At 65.7% G+C, this 15,513-nt stretch carries 13 protein-coding genes; 9 read left to right on the forward strand and 4 right to left on the reverse strand.

All coding sequences use genetic code 11. The annotated features are described in order from the left end of the window. Positions 1 to 66 precede the first annotated feature (66 nt). A complete protein-coding gene (locus AC5RV1_RS07600) occupies positions 67 to 1,275 on the reverse strand; it encodes a sensor histidine kinase (RefSeq protein ID WP_493947299.1) in 1,209 nt (402 codons plus the stop codon). A gap of 183 nt (positions 1,276 to 1,458) precedes the next feature. On the opposite strand from AC5RV1_RS07600, the gene AC5RV1_RS07605 reads away from it, so the two are divergent. Both AC5RV1_RS07605 and AC5RV1_RS07610 read left to right on the forward strand, forming a co-directional pair. Further along, positions 1,459 to 1,839, forward strand: a complete 381-nt coding sequence (locus tag AC5RV1_RS07605; protein WP_163164424.1) for a DUF485 domain-containing protein — start codon at positions 1,459 to 1,461, stop codon at positions 1,837 to 1,839. Next, positions 1,836 to 3,452 (forward strand): monocarboxylic acid transporter, encoded by a 1,617-nt coding sequence (locus AC5RV1_RS07610; RefSeq protein ID WP_493947298.1) that lies wholly within the window; start codon positions 1,836 to 1,838, stop codon positions 3,450 to 3,452. The genes AC5RV1_RS07605 and AC5RV1_RS07610 overlap by 4 nt, the downstream gene beginning before the upstream one ends. Positions 3,453 to 3,566: 114 nt before the next feature. Here the strand turns inward: AC5RV1_RS07610 and AC5RV1_RS07615 are convergent, their stop codons facing one another. After that, complete coding sequence (locus AC5RV1_RS07615) at positions 3,567 to 4,166, reverse strand: hypothetical protein (protein ID WP_493994084.1); 600 nt, start codon at positions 4,164 to 4,166, stop codon at positions 3,567 to 3,569. A 129-nt stretch (positions 4,167 to 4,295) separates the two neighbouring features. Continuing rightward, the gene (locus AC5RV1_RS07620; protein ID WP_493947296.1) at positions 4,296 to 4,769 is read right to left on the reverse strand and encodes an Lrp/AsnC family transcriptional regulator; all 474 of its coding nucleotides are present in this window, start codon (positions 4,767 to 4,769) and stop codon (positions 4,296 to 4,298) included. Between the two features lie 192 nt (positions 4,770 to 4,961). On the opposite strand from AC5RV1_RS07620, the gene pdhA reads away from it, so the two are divergent. The 3 genes from pdhA to AC5RV1_RS07635 are packed head-to-tail and all read left to right on the forward strand — an operon-like array spanning position 4,962 to position 8,580. After that, the gene (gene pdhA, locus AC5RV1_RS07625; RefSeq protein WP_493994085.1) at positions 4,962 to 6,149 is read left to right on the forward strand and encodes a pyruvate dehydrogenase (acetyl-transferring) E1 component subunit alpha; all 1,188 of its coding nucleotides are present in this window, start codon (positions 4,962 to 4,964) and stop codon (positions 6,147 to 6,149) included. Next, positions 6,149 to 7,159: an alpha-ketoacid dehydrogenase subunit beta gene (locus tag AC5RV1_RS07630; protein ID WP_493994086.1), complete on the forward strand. Its 1,011-nt coding sequence runs from the start codon at positions 6,149 to 6,151 to the stop codon at positions 7,157 to 7,159. The genes pdhA and AC5RV1_RS07630 overlap by 1 nt, the downstream gene beginning before the upstream one ends. Beyond that, positions 7,156 to 8,580: a dihydrolipoamide acetyltransferase family protein gene (locus tag AC5RV1_RS07635; RefSeq protein ID WP_493994087.1), complete on the forward strand. Its 1,425-nt coding sequence runs from the start codon at positions 7,156 to 7,158 to the stop codon at positions 8,578 to 8,580. Before AC5RV1_RS07630 ends, AC5RV1_RS07635 begins: the two co-directional genes overlap by 4 nt. 75 nt (positions 8,581 to 8,655) lie before the next feature. On the opposite strand, the gene AC5RV1_RS07640 is transcribed toward AC5RV1_RS07635, so the two are convergent. Next, on the reverse strand, positions 8,656 to 9,429 hold the full coding sequence (locus AC5RV1_RS07640) for an SACE_7040 family transcriptional regulator (protein WP_493994088.1): 774 nt from the start codon (positions 9,427 to 9,429) through the stop codon (positions 8,656 to 8,658). A gap of 142 nt (positions 9,430 to 9,571) precedes the next feature. Here AC5RV1_RS07640 and AC5RV1_RS07645 point away from each other — a divergent pair, with 142 nt between their 5' ends. Genes AC5RV1_RS07645 through AC5RV1_RS07660 form a run of 4 tightly spaced genes read left to right on the forward strand, consistent with a single transcriptional unit; the run spans position 9,572 to position 15,513 of the window. After that, the gene (locus AC5RV1_RS07645; RefSeq protein WP_493994089.1) at positions 9,572 to 11,179 is read left to right on the forward strand and encodes a carboxyl transferase domain-containing protein; all 1,608 of its coding nucleotides are present in this window, start codon (positions 9,572 to 9,574) and stop codon (positions 11,177 to 11,179) included. 8 nt (positions 11,180 to 11,187) lie between these two features. After that, positions 11,188 to 13,506, forward strand: a complete 2,319-nt coding sequence (locus AC5RV1_RS07650; protein WP_493994090.1) for an acetyl/propionyl/methylcrotonyl-CoA carboxylase subunit alpha — start codon at positions 11,188 to 11,190, stop codon at positions 13,504 to 13,506. Positions 13,507 to 13,508: 2 nt separating this feature from the next. Next, positions 13,509 to 14,672, forward strand: coding sequence for an acyl-CoA dehydrogenase family protein (locus tag AC5RV1_RS07655; RefSeq protein ID WP_493994091.1), 1,164 nt, complete (start codon positions 13,509 to 13,511; stop codon positions 14,670 to 14,672). Between the two features lie 34 nt (positions 14,673 to 14,706). Continuing rightward, on the forward strand, positions 14,707 to 15,513 hold the full coding sequence (locus AC5RV1_RS07660; RefSeq protein WP_493947289.1) for a CoA transferase subunit A: 807 nt from the start codon (positions 14,707 to 14,709) through the stop codon (positions 15,511 to 15,513).

A 15,513-nucleotide genomic window follows, 5' to 3' on the forward strand; every position in this document is an offset into this window, starting at 1 on the left:
TAGGTTAGCTTCCGCCGCCCGCAGCCGGATCAGGGCGAGCTCCAGGGCGCTCATCGGTTCCGCACGTCAGGCATCGTTGCCCGGCTGTGACTTCGGGACGCGCATTTTTATCAGCGTTCCCTCCCCGGGGGCGGTGTCTATGACCAGGCCATGGTCATTGCCGTAGACCTGGCGGAGGCGGGCGTCCACGTTCCGCAGGCCCACGTGCTCGCCGTCGGTGTGGCCGGCCAGTACGGACTGCAGCTGGGCCGGGTCCATGCCCACGCCGTCGTCTTCAATGGTCACTTCGGCGAAGGCGCCGGCGTCGTTCGCGCTGATGCTGATGTGCCCAGGCCCTTCCTTGGCCTCCAGCCCGTGCCGGACGGCATTTTCCACCAGCGGCTGCAGGCTGAGGAAGGGGATGACGGTGCTGAGCACCTCCGGCGCCACCCGCAGGCTGACCTGGACGCGCTCACCGAACCGGGCGCGTTCCAGGAGGAGGTAGCGGTCGATGCACCGAAGCTCCTCGGCGAGGGTGGTGAAGTCGCCGTGCCGGCGGAAGGAGTAGCGGGTGAAATCGGCGAACTCCACCACCAGTTCCCGGGCGCGGGCGGGATCGGTGTTGATGAAGGAGGCAATCGCGTTGAGCGAGTTGTAGATGAAGTGCGGGCTGATCTGGGCGCGGAGTGCCCGTACTTCCGCCTCCATCAGCAGGGTCCGGGATGCGTCCAGCTCCGCGAGCTCCACCTGCACGGCCACCCAGTCGGCCACCTCGCCGGTGGCCCGGACCAGTCCCGCACCCGCCGACGGCGCGAAGGCAGCGACGGCGCCCACGACCCGCGTCCCGGCCCGCACCGGGGCGATCACCGCGGCGAGAGGGCCGCCGGTACCGTCCCGTGGAGCGCCGCCTGGCCCCGTGGGGCGCCCTGCTGGAAGCACCGCAGTCCGCCCGCCCGCCAGCACCCCTTCGGCCAGGCGCATCAACTCGGGCTTCAGCTCCTCTCCCGCGCCATCCCAGGCAAGAACTCCGGTGGTGTCGGTGATGGCGAATGCCTCGCAGGCCAGCAGCGTGCGCAGCTGGCGGCTGGCTTTAGCCGCGCCTGCGGGATTGAGGCCGCGCCGGAGATGCTGTCCGGCCTGGGACGCGGCGTGCAGGGTGTGGTAAGTGGCGCGTTCGGCGTCTGTGCCGAGGTCCCTGAAGGAGCGCAGCACCTTGAGCCCCAGACCGACGACGACGGCGACGGCCATGGCGATCACGGCAACAGCCGCGGCGGTCAGGAGGGGGGAGTCCGGCATGGTGCCCAGCGTAGCTGCGGGTGCCGTTTGTCGCAGCATCCCGACCGTTGAGCGACCGCCCACCGGTAGGCTCTGGAATTTGGTGCCCGGCAGAAAGCAGAGTGATTGCAGTCACATTTGCGGTACCCCTTTTACCGGGCACGCCGTTGGGTGTGTTCAGGCAAGTCTCAACGAGGAGGAACGATGGGTAACGATGCCCATACTCCGGACGCAGCGGCGTCCGTGGACTTTGAACAGGTCCAGTCGACCCAGCAGTTCCAGGAACTGCGCAAGCGTCACCGCAGCTTTGTCTTCCCCATGGCAGTCGCATTCCTGCTGTGGTACTTCGCTTACGTCCTGCTGGCGGACTACGCCGTGGGCTTTATGTCCACCAAGGTCTGGGGCAACATCAACGTTGGCCTGATCCTGGGCCTGCTCCAGTTCGTCTCGACGTTTGCAATCACCAGCTGGTACGTCAGCTACTCCAACCGGCGGCTGGATCCCATCGCCGCTGAAATCCGCGACGAGATCGAAGGGCACGAATTTGATAAGGACGGCAACCGAGTGGGCGGGGTAAACAAATGATCGGGATCGCCACAGCGGTGGACGTCGCCGCACTCAAGGACAGCACCCTGCTGAACATGGGCATTTTCGGCCTGTTCGTCGCCGTGACCATGGTGATTGTTTTCCGCGCCAGCCGGAACAACAAAACCGCAGCTGACTATTACGCGGCCGGCCGCTCCTTCACCGGCTCGCAGAACGGAACCGCCATCGCGGGGGACTACCTCTCGGCCGCCTCGTTCCTGGGTATCACCGGCGCCATCGCCGTCAACGGCTACGACGGTTTTATGTACTCCATCGGCTTCCTGGTGGCCTGGCTCGTCGCGCTGCTGCTCGTTGCCGAACTTCTCCGTAATACGGGCAAGTTCACCATGGCGGATGTGCTGTCCTTCCGCCTCCAGCAGCGGCCCGTCCGCATCGCGGCCGCCATCTCCACCCTCGCCGTCTGCTTCTTCTACCTCCTGGCGCAGATGGCCGGCGCCGGAAGCCTGGTCTCGCTGCTGCTGGGCATCAGCGACTGGGGCGGCCAGGCGTTGGTGATTATCGTCGTCGGCGGCCTGATGATCATGTACGTCCTGATCGGCGGCATGAAGGGCACCACCTGGGTGCAGATCATCAAGGCAGTCCTGCTCATCGCCGGAGCCGCCGTTATGACCCTCTGGGTCCTGGCGATCTACGGCTTCAACCTCTCCAGCCTGCTCGGCGCGGCAGTGGAAACGGCCAACAACCCGGCCGTCCTCAACCCGGGCCTGCAGTACGGCAAGACGGACACCTCCAAGCTCGACTTTATGTCCCTGGGCCTCGCGCTGGTCCTGGGCACCGCCGCCCTGCCGCACGTCCTGATGCGCTTCTACACCGTCCCCACGGCCAAGGAAGCCCGCAAGTCCGTGGTGTGGGCCATCTGGCTGATCGGCCTCTTCTACCTCTTCACGCTGGTGCTCGGCTACGGTGCAGCCGCACTCGTCGGCCCCGAAACCATCCGGAGCGCACCCGGCGGCGTGAATGCCGCAGCCCCGCTGCTGGCCTTCTACCTGGGCGGTCCGCTGCTGCTGGGCTTCATCTCGGCCGTGGCCTTCGCCACCATCCTCGCCGTCGTGGCGGGCCTGACCATCACCGCGGCCGCGTCCTTTGCCCACGACATCTATGCAAGTGTCATTTCCAAAGGCAAGGCCGACGCCGACACCGAAGTCAAGGTGGCCCGGCGCACCGTGGTGGTCATCGGCATCCTGGCCATCCTGGGCGGGATCCTCGCCAACGGGCAGAACGTGGCGTTCCTCGTAGCGCTCGCATTCGCCGTCGCCGCCTCCGCCAACCTGCCCACCATCGTCTACTCCCTGTTCTGGCGGAAGTTCACCACGCAGGGCGCCGTCTGGAGCATGTACGGCGGACTCGGCGCCGCGATTGTCCTGATCATCTTCTCGCCGGTTGTCTCCGGCGGCGCAACCTCGATGATCAAGGACGCCAACTTCGCGCTGTTCCCGCTGAGCAACCCCGGCATCGTGTCCATTCCGCTGGCGTTCTTCCTGGGCTGGCTCGGAACCGTCCTGGACAAGAAGCACGAAGATCCCGCCAAGCAGGCCGAAATGGAAGTCCGGTCCCTCACGGGAGTCGGGGCAGAGAAGGCAGTGAACCACTAGACCCCCGCGGTCCAGTCACCTGCCACTACAGAAAGAGCCTCGGCGTTGCGGCGCCGGGGCTCTTTTGTGTCTGCGTGGTCTGATGGAACGGCGTGCCGAACCTGCCTGAGGAAGCTAGGCCTTGGGCCGCAGCTTGATGTTGGTCATCTTGAGGTCGTCCGTGCCTTCAAAGCGGTACGCCAGATCCACTTCCTTGCCTTCGCAGCTGATAACACCCGCCACGTCCGCGGTCTTGACTCCGTTTTCTGTGCTCACCTGGAGGTCGTTGTAGGACGGCTTGCACTGGTCGTTCATCTCCAGCGTTCCCACTCCAGTAATAAACGCTTCCTTGGACAGCTGTTCCTTCAGGGCGGGGTCGAGGTACTCATCGTAGGCCTGCGAGCTCTGGCCGCTGATGACCAGCCTGGTAAAACTGTCAGCAAGGCCCCTGGCCTGGTTGGTGGCGCTGCCCACCACGGTGACCAGGATGATGATGCCCAGGACCACCAGGAGCAGGACGCCGCCGATGCCCGCCAGGATGATCCAGAGTTTCCGGCGGCTTTTCACTGGCGGCTGCTGGCCGGGCAGCCCGAATGGGCCGGGTTCCGGGTACGAGCCGGCAGGAGCCTGGTAAGCCGGCACGCTCTGGCCAGGCAGCTGCTGCGGGGGCAGGGGCGGCTGCTGCGGCGCATCCAGGTGCTGCCCCTGCTGGTACGGTTCCTGAGGATTGCTCAAAAATGGAGCCTTTCCGGCGTCGTGCTGGACGCCGCCTGGTTGCGGGGCCCTCCGAACCCCGTGAATAACTTGCAACAGCCTATAGCCCGCACCGCCGCCGTCGTACTTTCATGGCGGCTGCCGGCACGCTTAGGTGCCCTGCGGGCCCCGGTCCAGCAGGGGCTGCACCCGGAAGGGAATGAGTTCACCCATCGCCAGGGCGGTGTCGGTCCGGTCCACGCCGTCGCAGGCGAGGATTTTCCCGTTAATGCGAAAGAGGTCTTCGGCATCCAGGGCCACCACCCTGAGCAGCAGGTCGGCGGAGCCCGTGAGCCCGTAGCCTTCGAGGATTTCCGGGACGTCCGCCAAGTCCGCAGCCAGCCGGGAAAGCTTTTGCTGCTGAACATGGACGGAAATGAATGCCATCAACGGATACCCGAGCGCAGCCGGATTGATCCTGCGTTCGAAGGAAAGAAAGACGTGCTTTTTCTCCAGCTGGGCCATCCGCGCCTGCACTGTATTCCTGGAGAGGCCAAGCTTCTGGGCCAGCGCCACCACCGTTCGCCGGGGGTCCTGCGCCAAGGCGGACAGAAGGCGGGTGTCAGTGCCATCCAAAGCTTGCATAATGCGCAACGGTAGCACCGTCATGAGCCGTCCGACAGAGCATTGTGCTCAGTGATCGCCGTGGTGGTTGTACCCAATGAGCATTGTGAGTATGGTCACAGTATCCGGAGCAACGGCGCCCGGGAGGCCGGCGGCCAGCGGGATCACAAGTCCCGGAACCGCTGGTCAACGACGTAAGAAGGTGCGGCTATCGTGTCTACAGACGAAACGGGCCAGGACGGCACAGGTGCCCCTAATACAGGTGCCCATAGGGCTGCCAAGGCGGACATCCACGGACAGGGCAAAGGCCTCGTCCAGCTGATTACTCCGTCGGGGGAACGGGTGAGCCACCCCGAATTCGACCCCTGGGTACAGGACATCACGGACGAGCAGCTGTGCGCGCTGTTCGAGGACATGACCGTCATCCGGCGTATCGACGTCGAAGCCACGGCCCTGCAGAGGCAGGGTGAGCTCGCATTGTGGCCGCCCCTGCTGGGGCAGGAAGCAGCCCAGGTCGGCTCCGGCCGGTCCCTCCGTACCGACGACTTTGTGTTCTCAAGCTACCGCGAGAACGGTGTTGCGTACTGCAGGGGAGTGGACCTGACGGACATCGTCCGGGTGTGGCGCGGGAACGCCTCCTCCGGTTGGGACCCGTACTCCATCAATATGGCCACGCCACAAATCATTATCGGAGCCCAGACCCTGCACGCCACCGGTTATGCCATGGGCATTCAAAACGACGGCGCCGATTCCGTGGCGGTGACGTACTTCGGCGACGGAGCCACCAGCGAGGGTGATGTCAACGAGGCAATGGTCTTTGCCGCAAGCTTCCAGGTGCCGGTGGTGTTCTTCTGCACCAACAACCACTGGGCCATTTCCGAACCGGTGCGGCTTCAATCGCACATCCAACTGGCGGACAGGGCGGCCGGGTTCGGCATCCCGAGCCTACGGGTGGACGGCAACGACGTCCTGGCCGTGATGGCCGCAACGAGGGTGGCCCTGGACCGGGCCCGGCGCGGCGGGGGTCCCACGTTTATCGAGGCCGTCAGTTACCGGATGGGTCCGCACACCACGGCTGATGACCCCACACGTTACAGGGACGCCAACGAACTGGAGGACTGGGCAGCGAAGGACCCGATCAGCCGGGTGGAGGCACTCCTGGACCGCAAGGGGCTGCTGACGGCAGCGCTGAAACAACAGGTCAAGGACAAGGCCGACGCCGTAGCCCGGGACATGCGCACGGGCTGCACCACCATGCCGGAGCCGCAGCCGATGGACGTCTTCAAACACGTCTACAGCACCCCCAACTCGTGGCTGGACCGGCAGCAGGACCATTACGCCCGTTACCTGGCCTCCTTCGGTGATCCCGCGGAAGCCGTATCAGAAGAAGGTGCACGCTGATGACCCAGATGACCTTTTCCCGCGCAATAAACGCCGGCCTGCGCAAATCCCTGGAGAACGATCCCAAGGTAGTCCTCCTGGGCGAGGACATCGGTGCACTGGGTGGCGTCTTCAGGATTACGGACGGCCTTCAGAAGGACTTTGGCAAGCACCGGGTGGTGGACACACCCCTGGCAGAGTCAGCAATCGTGGGGACGGCCGTGGGACTGGCTTACCGCGGCTACCGGCCCGTTGTGGAGATCCAGTTCGACGGTTTTATCTACCCGGCGTTCGACCAGATCGTCAGCCAGGTGGCCAAGCTCCACTACCGGACACGCGGGGCGGTGAAAATGCCCATCACCATCCGGGTCCCGTTCGGCGGCGGCATCGGTTCACCTGAACACCATTCGGAATCCCCGGAAGCCTACTTCACCCACACCTCCGGCCTGCGCGTGGTGACAGTCTCAAACCCGCAGGACGCCCACACCGTGATCCAGCAGGCCATTTCCTGCGACGATCCTGTCCTGTACTTCGAGCCTAAGCGCCGCTATCACGACAAGGGCGAGGTGGACGAGTCCCTCGATCCGCTCTCCGCAGTGCCCATGGACCAGGCGAGGGTTCTGGCCAAAGGCACCGATGTCACTTTGGTGGCTTACGGCCCCCTGGTCAAGACCGCCCGGGACGCCGCCTTGGCAGCCGAAGACGAGGGGATTTCCATCGAGGTCATCGACCTGCGCTCGCTGGCACCAGTGGACTACGAGACCGTCGTGGCCTCGGTCCGCAAGACCGGCCGCCTGGTGGTGACGCACGAGGCCGGCCAGTCCGGAGGAATCGGCGCGGAGGTGGCGGCCAGCATCACCGAGCGGTGCTTCTACTACCTTGAGGCGGCCCCTGTCCGGGTGACCGGCTTCGACATCCCGTATCCGTACTCCAAGCTTGAAATGCACCACCTGCCGGGCCTGGACCGCATCCTTGACGGCGTGGACCGTGCCCTCGGCCGGCCGAACTCCCTCAGCGGGCTGGAAGGATGAGCGCCACCATGATCAAGGAATTCCGGCTCCCGGACCTGGGCGAAGGGCTTACTGAATCGGAAATCCTCAGCTGGAAGGTTGGGGTAGGGGATACCGTCAGCCTCAACCAGGTGATCGCCGAGGTGGAAACCGCCAAGGCCGTGGTGGAGCTCCCGTCCCCTTTCGCAGGGGTCATCCGGGAACTCCACGAACAGCCCGGCACCATCGTGGAGGTGGGCAAGCCCATCGTTTCGTTCGAAGTATCGGACGACGCCGCGACCCCCTCGCCAGGGCCCGGCGCCCCTGCTTCGTCCCCGTCAGCCCCGGCGCCGGGACCGGGGGCGCAGGCGGCGCAGGAAGCCAAGAGGCAACCTAACCTGGTGGGGTACGGCGCCGTCGTCGAAAGTTCCGCCCGGCCGGCGCGGCGCCTCCGCAACCTCCGTGCGGTGGTTGACTCCCGTGCACCCCGTTTCCCGGTGGCTGAGCCCGTCGAAACGAAGCCTGTCGAGACCAAGCCCGTCGAGGCCCGGACCCCGGGGGTCGAGCCTGCCGAAACGCGCCCGCGGTCCACTCCGCCCGTGCGTAAGCTCGCCAAGGACCTGGGTGTAGATCTGGCCCTGGTGGCAGGGACGGGGCCGGAGGGCCTGATCACCCGTGAGGACGTCCAACACTTTCTCGATGGCCGTTCCGGCGGCGCAGCACCTGAAGCAGCGCCGGCCGGGGTTCAGGCCCGTCAGGGGGAGCGGGAAACCCGGATGCCCATCAAGGGCGTGCGGAAGTTCACGGCGGCCGCCATGGTGGCGAGCGCCTTCACAGCACCGCATGTCACCGAGTTCCTGACCGTGGATGTCACTCCGGCCATGGAGCTGCTGGCCAAGCTGAAGGGCAACCGCGAATTCAGCGGGCACAAGCTGACCCCGCTCACCTTGGCGGCAAAAGCTGTGCTCATCGCCCTGCGGCGGAACCCGGCCCTCAACTCGCGCTGGGACGAGGTGAACCAGGAAATCGTGACGTTCAACTACGTGAACCTGGGCATCGCCACTGCAACACCACGGGGACTGACCGTTCCCAACATCAAGGACGCAGACTCGCTGTCCCTGCTGCAGCTCGCCGAGGCGCTGGCCGAACTCACCGAGACAGCCCGCTCCGGCAAGACCACGCCGGCCGACCTGTCCGGGGGAACCATCTCGATCACCAACATCGGCGTCTTCGGGATCGATGCCGGCACCCCCATCCTCAACCCGGGGGAGGCCGCGATCCTTGCGCTGGGGGCCGTGCGGAACATGCCGTGGGAGTACCAGGGCGAGGTAGCCCTGCGCCAGGTGCTCACGCTGAGCCTGTCCTTTGACCATCGCCTGGTTGACGGGGAGCAGGGGTCACGCTTCCTTGCGGACGTGGGCGCCATCCTCGCGGAACCCGGTATGGTCCTCACAATGGTCTAACCCAGGGAGTTTTTGTCCAGGTATGCAGGGTTCCGAACGGTTTCATACCTGCATATCTGGACAAAAACCCGAGCACTAGGGGGAGGCTTCAGGGGCGTCCACCAGCAGCGCGGCCAGGGCCATGCTCTCGAGCAGGGGACGGGCGGATTGAGCGGCCATCTTCCGGCCGTGGCTGCGCACCGAGTGGGGTGTCGAATTAATGAGCCCGAACGTGGCATGTGCGCGCATCCGGAGCTCCGTGATCTCCGTGTCCGGATGCAGCCTTGCAAGGACATCCACCCAGGCCTCGACATAACTCAGCTGCAGGGTCCGCACAGCCGCCTGGTCCGCTTCGGACAGGTTGTTGAAATCCCGGTCCTGTACCCGGATAACGTCAGGCTTGCCCAGGGCGAAGTCCACCTGGAACTCCACCAGGCAACGCAGGGCGGATGCAGGATCGGGATTGCGGGCCACCACCTCGCGGCCGCCGTCGAGGAGTTCCTGGCTTACGGTCACCAGGAGGTCGGCGAGGACCGCCTGCTTCCCGGGAAAATGACGGTAGACAGCCGGGCCGCTTACTCCTGCCGCCGCTCCGAGGTCCTCGAGGGACACGCGGTTGAACCCGTTGACGGCGAAGAGCGAAGCCGCGGCAGACAGCAGGGCCTGCCGCCGGTTCTCCTTCGCCTGGCCTCGTTGGGTTGATGAGCTGCGCTGGGTTGAAGAACCGCCTTGGGTTGAAGAACCGCCTTGGGTTGATGAGCTGCGCTGGGAGGCCGGGACCCGGGGCGCAGGGGGAGCGGGTTCCGCCGCGGTGGCGTGCTCAAGCGGGGAGCCGCGCCCGGCCGCCCGCGTGGCGTTAGTGCTGGCCACAATTCCTCCTCGCACCCGCAGACCTAGCCAGGGCGGTATGTGTTGGACTTCACAGTTAATACAGACTAACCTGAATTTCAGTTATTGGGCGCTAACCGAGTTGGCTTTTGGCGGCTCGGATCGGAACAGGAACGGACCGTCAATGGAGACCCTTGCCACCCGGCTCGACGCTACAGCCGAGGCTTTTGCCTCGAACCGTACCGCCCAGCTGTCGCTCGCCGACGAGCTGCGGAAAAGGCTGGCCGACGCCGCGCTGGGCGGACCGGAAAAATCAAGGGAACGCCACATGGCCAGGGGCAAACTCCTTCCCCGAGAGCGCATTGACCAGCTGCTGGATGACGGCAGCCCGTTCCTTGAGATTGCACCGCTGGCCGCCAATGGCATGTACAACGACGAAGCACCCGGCGCCGGCGTCATTGCCGGGATCGGGCTGGTTCACGGCCGCCACGTGCTGGTGATCTCCAACGACGCCACGGTCAAGGGCGGAACGTACTATCCGATGACAGTGAAGAAGCACCTGCGGGCCCAGGAGGTTGCCCTTGAGAACCGGCTGCCCTGTATCTACCTGGTGGACTCCGGCGGAGCATTCCTGCCCAAGCAGGATGAGGTCTTTCCGGACAGGGACCACTTCGGCCGAATCTTCTATAACCAGGCCAGGCTCTCAGCCGCCAAGATCCCCCAGATCGCCTCGGTTATGGGGTCCTGTACCGCGGGTGGCGCTTATGTTCCGGCCATGAGCGATGAAACCGTTATCGTCCGGAACCAGGGAACGATCTTCCTTGGCGGGCCGCCGCTCGTGAAGGCCGCGATCGGAGAGATCGTCAGCCCGGAAGAGCTCGGTGGCGGGGAGGTGCACTCAAGGATCTCCGGCGTGACCGACCACCTCGCCGAAAATGACGAACATGCCCTGCAGATCATCCGGGACATCGTGGCTACGCTGCCACCCCCGGCGCCGCCGGCATGGGAGGTGGAACCCGCCGTCGAACCGGCCGCAGACCCGGCGGAGGTCTACGGTGCGGTACCCACTGATGTCAATGCCCCCTACGACGTCCACGAAGTGATCGCCAGGCTGGTGGACGGCAGCCGGTTCCACGAATTCAAAAAGGAGTACGGCACCACCCTGGTGACGGGCTTCGCCAGGCTGCACGGGCACCCGGTAGGCATCGTGGCCAACAACGGTGTGCTGTTCATCGAGTCTTCCCTCAAAGGGGCCCACTTCATCGAGCTCTGCGACCAGCGCGGCATTCCGCTGGTATTCCTGCAGAACATCTCCGGGTTCATGGTGGGCAGGGACTCGGAGCAGGGCGGCATCGCCAAGAACGGCGCGAAAATGGTCACCGCAGTGGCCACGGCGCGGGTACCAAAGCTGACAGTGGTGATCGGCGGCTCCTTCGGCGCCGGCAACTATTCCATGTGCGGCCGCGCCTATTCGCCGCGGTTCCTGTGGATGTGGCCGGCCGCCCGGATTTCGGTGATGGGCGGCAACCAGGCCTCCAGCGTCCTTGCCACGGTGAAGCGTGACCAGTACGAGGCAGCCGGGCAGGAGTGGTCAGCCGAGGACGAGGAAGCCTTCAAGGCGCCCATCCGGCGGCAGTACGAGGACCAGGGCAGCCCCTACTACTCCACGGCCAGGCTGTGGGACGACGGCGTGATCGATCCCGTCGACACCCGCACTGTCCTTGGCCTGGCGCTGGACGTGGTGTCCCGCACGCCGCTGCCGGAAACCTCCTTCGGCCTCTTCAGGATGTGAGCCCCCCAATGACCCTTCCCCTATCGCCCGCCACCCGGCAGGAGACGGCTGCCGCCGCAGCCCCAGGGCACCAGCCCCTGTTCAGCACAGTCCTGGTGGCCAACCGCGGTGAGATCGCCTGCCGCGTCATCCGCACCCTCCGCGCCCTCGGCATCCGCTCCGTCGCCGTTTACAGCGATGCCGACGCCGGCGCCCGGCACGTGCGCGAAGCAGACACAGCAGTGCGCATCGGCCCCGCCGCTGCTACGGAGAGCTACCTCAAGATTGAGGCCATCCTTGAGGCGTGCCGCAAGACCGGAGCCGAAGCCGTGCACCCGGGCTACGGCTTCCTGAGCGAAAACGTGGACTTTGCCCGTGCCCTGGACCAGGCGGGCGTCACATTCATCGGCCCCGGAGTAGAGGCCCTGGACATGATGGGGGACAAGATCCGGTCCAAGAACCACGTGGCCGGTTACGGCGTCCCCGTGGTGCCCGGGGTAGCGCAACCGGGAATGAGCGACGGGCAGCTGGTACAAGCCGCCGCCGCCGTTGGCTTTCCGCTCCTGATCAAACCTTCCGCGGGTGGCGGCGGCAAGGGCATGCATGTGGTGGAAAGGCCGGAGGACCTCGAGGCTACGCTGGCCACGGCCCGGCGGGTGGCGGCGAGCGCCTTCGGCGACGACACACTGTTCCTGGAACGCCTGGTGTCCACCCCGCGGCACATCGAGGTGCAGGTGCTTGCGGACAACCACGGCAACGTCATCCACCTCGGCGAGCGTGAATGCTCGCTGCAGCGGCGCCACCAAAAGGTCATCGAAGAGGCACCATCGCCGCTGCTCGAATCACTGGCGGAGGGTGGTGCGATCCGCGCCCGCATCGGCGAGGCCGCCTGTAACGCCGCCCGCAGCGTGAATTACAGCGGCGCCGGAACAGTGGAGTTCCTCGTCTCCGATGATTCGCCGGAGGAGTTCTACTTCATGGAGATGAACACCAGGCTGCAGGTGGAGCACCCCGTGACGGAAATGGTGACCGGCATCGACCTCGTCGAATGGCAGGTGCGGATCGCCGCCGGCGAGGAACTCACCGTCCGGCAGGCCGACGTCGAACTTACGGGCCATGCCGTGGAGGCGCGGGTCTATGCCGAGGTGCCCGAAAAGAACTTCCTTCCGTCCACGGGGACAGTGCTCCTGCTGGACGAACTGCCCGGCCGGCCCGCCGTGCCGGGCACGCCGGCACGGTCGTTGGTATCCGCCGCCCACGGGACAGTGCGGGTGGACTCGTCCCTGGTGGAAGGGCTGGAGCTCTCGTCCAGCTACGACCCCATGATGTCCAAGGTCATCGCCTGGGGAGAGGACCGCGCGGCTGCCCTGGCTACCCTCGACGGCGCGCTCGCCGGGTATACGGCGCTGGGACTGGAAACCAACGTGGAGTATTTGCGGCTGCTGATCAACGATCCCGACGTCCGCGCCGGCCGGCTCGATACCGGCCTGATCGAACGCACTCTTCCGGATCTTGCGTTCCGCCAGGTCGCCGAGGCTGAACTGGTGGCGGCAGCACTCTTCAGTCTTTCCGCGGAGGAACAGACCAACACACCCCTGCCGACCGGACCCTGGCACGCGCGCAATGGCTGGCGGCTGGGAGCAGCGGCACCCCGCCGCATCAATGTGGGGACTCCCGACGGCGGGGTGGCATCGGTGCGCATCAGCGGCTCCGCGGCTGGCGGCACTGCCTCCGACGGAACGTTCCTTGTGGCCGTAGACAAGGGCCCCTCGCGTCCGGCGCGGCTCGAGTTCCTGTCCCGCCGGCAGGCTGTGCTGACCCTCGACGGCCGGGCCACGACGTACGCCATCGCACCGGTGTTCCGCGGCCCGGTGGTCCCGACGCGTGATTCCCCGGTCGTTGGGGTACCTGCCGAACTGTTCCTGGGCAATGAGGGCTGGTCCTGCCGGCTCGAGGTATTGAACCGGGAGGCGCGGCTTGAGCGGGTCCTTGCAGCCATCCACCGGGAGGAGGACGCCGCGGATCCGGCGGTGCGCTCGCCGATGCCGGGAACGGTGGTATCCGTTCCGGTCAGCGACGGTGACACTGTCACGGCCGGGCAGGTGCTGGTTTCGGTGGAGGCGATGAAGATGGAGCACCAGTTGCCGGCCCCCCTGGACGGGACGGTCCACCTCAACGCCCGGCCGGGAGACCTGGTGAAAGTCGGCCAGGTCCTGGCCACGATTCATCCGCATCCCACCAATGTTTCCAACGACAGTCCGCCCCGAACCGCCGCCCACAGTGGCGGCGGCCCCGACGGCAGCGTCAACACTGCAAGCACCGATTCACCCCAGGGCAAAGGAGCCTAGACATGGCAGGTTTTGAACTCAGCGAGGAATACCAGGACCTCAGCGACACCGTGCGGGACTTCGCGGACAACGTCGTCGCCCCGGTCTCGGCCAAGCACGACGAGGAGCACAGCTTCCCGTACGAGGTAGTGAAGCAGATGGCGGAGATGGGGCTGTTTGGCCTGCCCTTCCCCGAGGAGTTCGGCGGGATGGGCGGCGACTACTTCGCCCTTGCCCTCGCACTGGAGCAGCTGGGCCGGGTGGACCAGTCCGTTGCGATCACCCTGGAGGCGGGTGTCTCCCTGGGCGCCATGCCGGTCTACCGCTTCGGCACCGAGGAGCAGAAGCAGGAGTGGTTGCCCATGCTGGCAACCGGCGAGGCGCTCGCCGGCTTCGGCTTGACGGAGCCGGAAGCAGGATCGGACGCGGGCGGCACCAAGACCCACGCCCGGCGTGAGGGTGGGAACTGGGTGGTCAACGGCAACAAGGAGTTCATCACCAACTCCGGTACGGACATCACCCGACTGGTCACCGTCACCGCCGTCACCGGCCAGAAGGAACGCGCGGACGGCAGCGTCCAGAAGGACATCTCCACCATCCTGGTGCCCACGGACACCCCCGGCTTCAAGGCGGAAAAGCCCTACAACAAGGTGGGCTGGAACGCGTCGGATACCCACCCGCTGACGCTGAAGGACGTGCGCGTCCCGGAAGCAAACCTGTTGGGAGCGGAGGGCCGCGGCTACGCCAACTTCCTGTCCATTCTGGATGAGGGCCGCATCGCCATCGCAGCGCTGGCCACCGGTGCGGCCCAGGGCTGCGTGGACCTATCGGTCAAATACGCCAAGGAACGCAGCGCCTTCGGAAACCAGATCGGCAAGTACCAGGCGATCTCCTTCAAGATTGCGCGGATGGAAGCCCGGGCCCATACCGCCCGCCTGGCCTACTACGATGCGGCCTCCCGCATGCTCGCCGGAAGGCCGTTCAAGACCCAGGCGGCCATCGCTAAGATGGTCGCAGGCGAGGCGGCCATGGACAATGCGCGGGATGCCACCCAGGTGTTCGGCGGCTATGGCTTCATCAACGAGTTCACCGTGGCGCGCCACTACCGCGACTCCAAGATCCTTGAAGTGGGGGAGGGCACCACGGAGGTCCAGCTGATGCTTATCGCCCGCGAACTGGGTCTGTAGTATCTGGGACAGTAGCCGCCTGAAAGGATCACCGATGATTGACAAGGTTGTTGCCACCGCCGAGGAAGCAGTGGCGGACATCCCGGACGGCGCCTCCCTCGCCGTGGGCGGTTTCGGTCTGTGCGGCATTCCGGTGTCCCTCATTGACGCCCTGCACCGGGCCGGCACTTCGGAGCTGGAAACTGTGAGCAACAACTGCGGCGTGGACGACTGGGGCCTGGGCATTCTGCTCCGCGATGGGCGGATCAGGCGCACCATCAGCTCTTATGTTGGCGAAAACAAGGAGTTCGCCCGCCAGTACCTGGCCGGTGAGCTCGAGGTAGTCCTCACGCCGCAGGGAACCCTGGCCGAGAAACTCCGGGCAGGCGGCGCCGGCATCCCGGCCTTTTATACCAAAGCCGGCGTCGGCACCCAGGTGTCCGAAGGCGGCCTGCCCCAGAAGTACGACGCCGAGGGCGGCATCGCCGTCGCGTCCGCCCCGAAGGAGGTGCGCTCCTTTGCCGGGGTTGACTACGTGCTCGAGGAGGCTTTGACTCCGGACTTCGGGCTGGTCCACGCGTGGAAGGGCGATCGCCACGGAAACCTCGTCTTCCATGCCACCGCGATGAACTTCAACCCGCTGTGCGCCATGGCCGGACGGATCACCATCGCCGAAGTGGAGGAACTCGTGGAGCCGGGCGAGCTGGACCCGGAACACATCCATACCCCTGGAATCTTCGTCCAGCGGGTGGTACTGGCCCCCAACGGGGAGAAACGCATTGAGAAACGGACGGTGGCGCTGGTCCGCTCCGGACAGGAAGCGCCCGGACATCTTCCCGGCAACCAGCAGGCAGGAGCATAG

This window comes from Arthrobacter sp. Hb9-2, from assembly GCF_059091165.1.

Bases quoted from the DNA above. Each gene is read 5' to 3' on its own strand.
- AC5RV1_RS07600 (WP_493947299.1), bottom strand. From the start codon at position 1,275: ATGCCGGACTCCCCCCTCCTGACCGCCGCGGCTGTTGCCGTGATCGCC.
- AC5RV1_RS07605 (WP_163164424.1), top strand. From the start codon at position 1,459: ATGGGTAACGATGCCCATACTCCGGACGCAGCGGCGTCCGTGGACTTT.
- AC5RV1_RS07610 (WP_493947298.1), top strand. From the start codon at position 1,836: ATGATCGGGATCGCCACAGCGGTGGACGTCGCCGCACTCAAGGACAGC.
- AC5RV1_RS07620 (WP_493947296.1), bottom strand. From the start codon at position 4,769: ATGCAAGCTTTGGATGGCACTGACACCCGCCTTCTGTCCGCCTTGGCG.
- AC5RV1_RS07630 (WP_493994086.1), top strand. From the start codon at position 6,149: ATGACCCAGATGACCTTTTCCCGCGCAATAAACGCCGGCCTGCGCAAA.
- AC5RV1_RS07635 (WP_493994087.1), top strand. From the start codon at position 7,156: ATGAGCGCCACCATGATCAAGGAATTCCGGCTCCCGGACCTGGGCGAA.
- AC5RV1_RS07645 (WP_493994089.1), top strand. From the start codon at position 9,572: ATGGAGACCCTTGCCACCCGGCTCGACGCTACAGCCGAGGCTTTTGCC.
- AC5RV1_RS07650 (WP_493994090.1), top strand. From the start codon at position 11,188: ATGACCCTTCCCCTATCGCCCGCCACCCGGCAGGAGACGGCTGCCGCC.
- AC5RV1_RS07655 (WP_493994091.1), top strand. From the start codon at position 13,509: ATGGCAGGTTTTGAACTCAGCGAGGAATACCAGGACCTCAGCGACACC.
- AC5RV1_RS07660 (WP_493947289.1), top strand. From the start codon at position 14,707: ATGATTGACAAGGTTGTTGCCACCGCCGAGGAAGCAGTGGCGGACATC.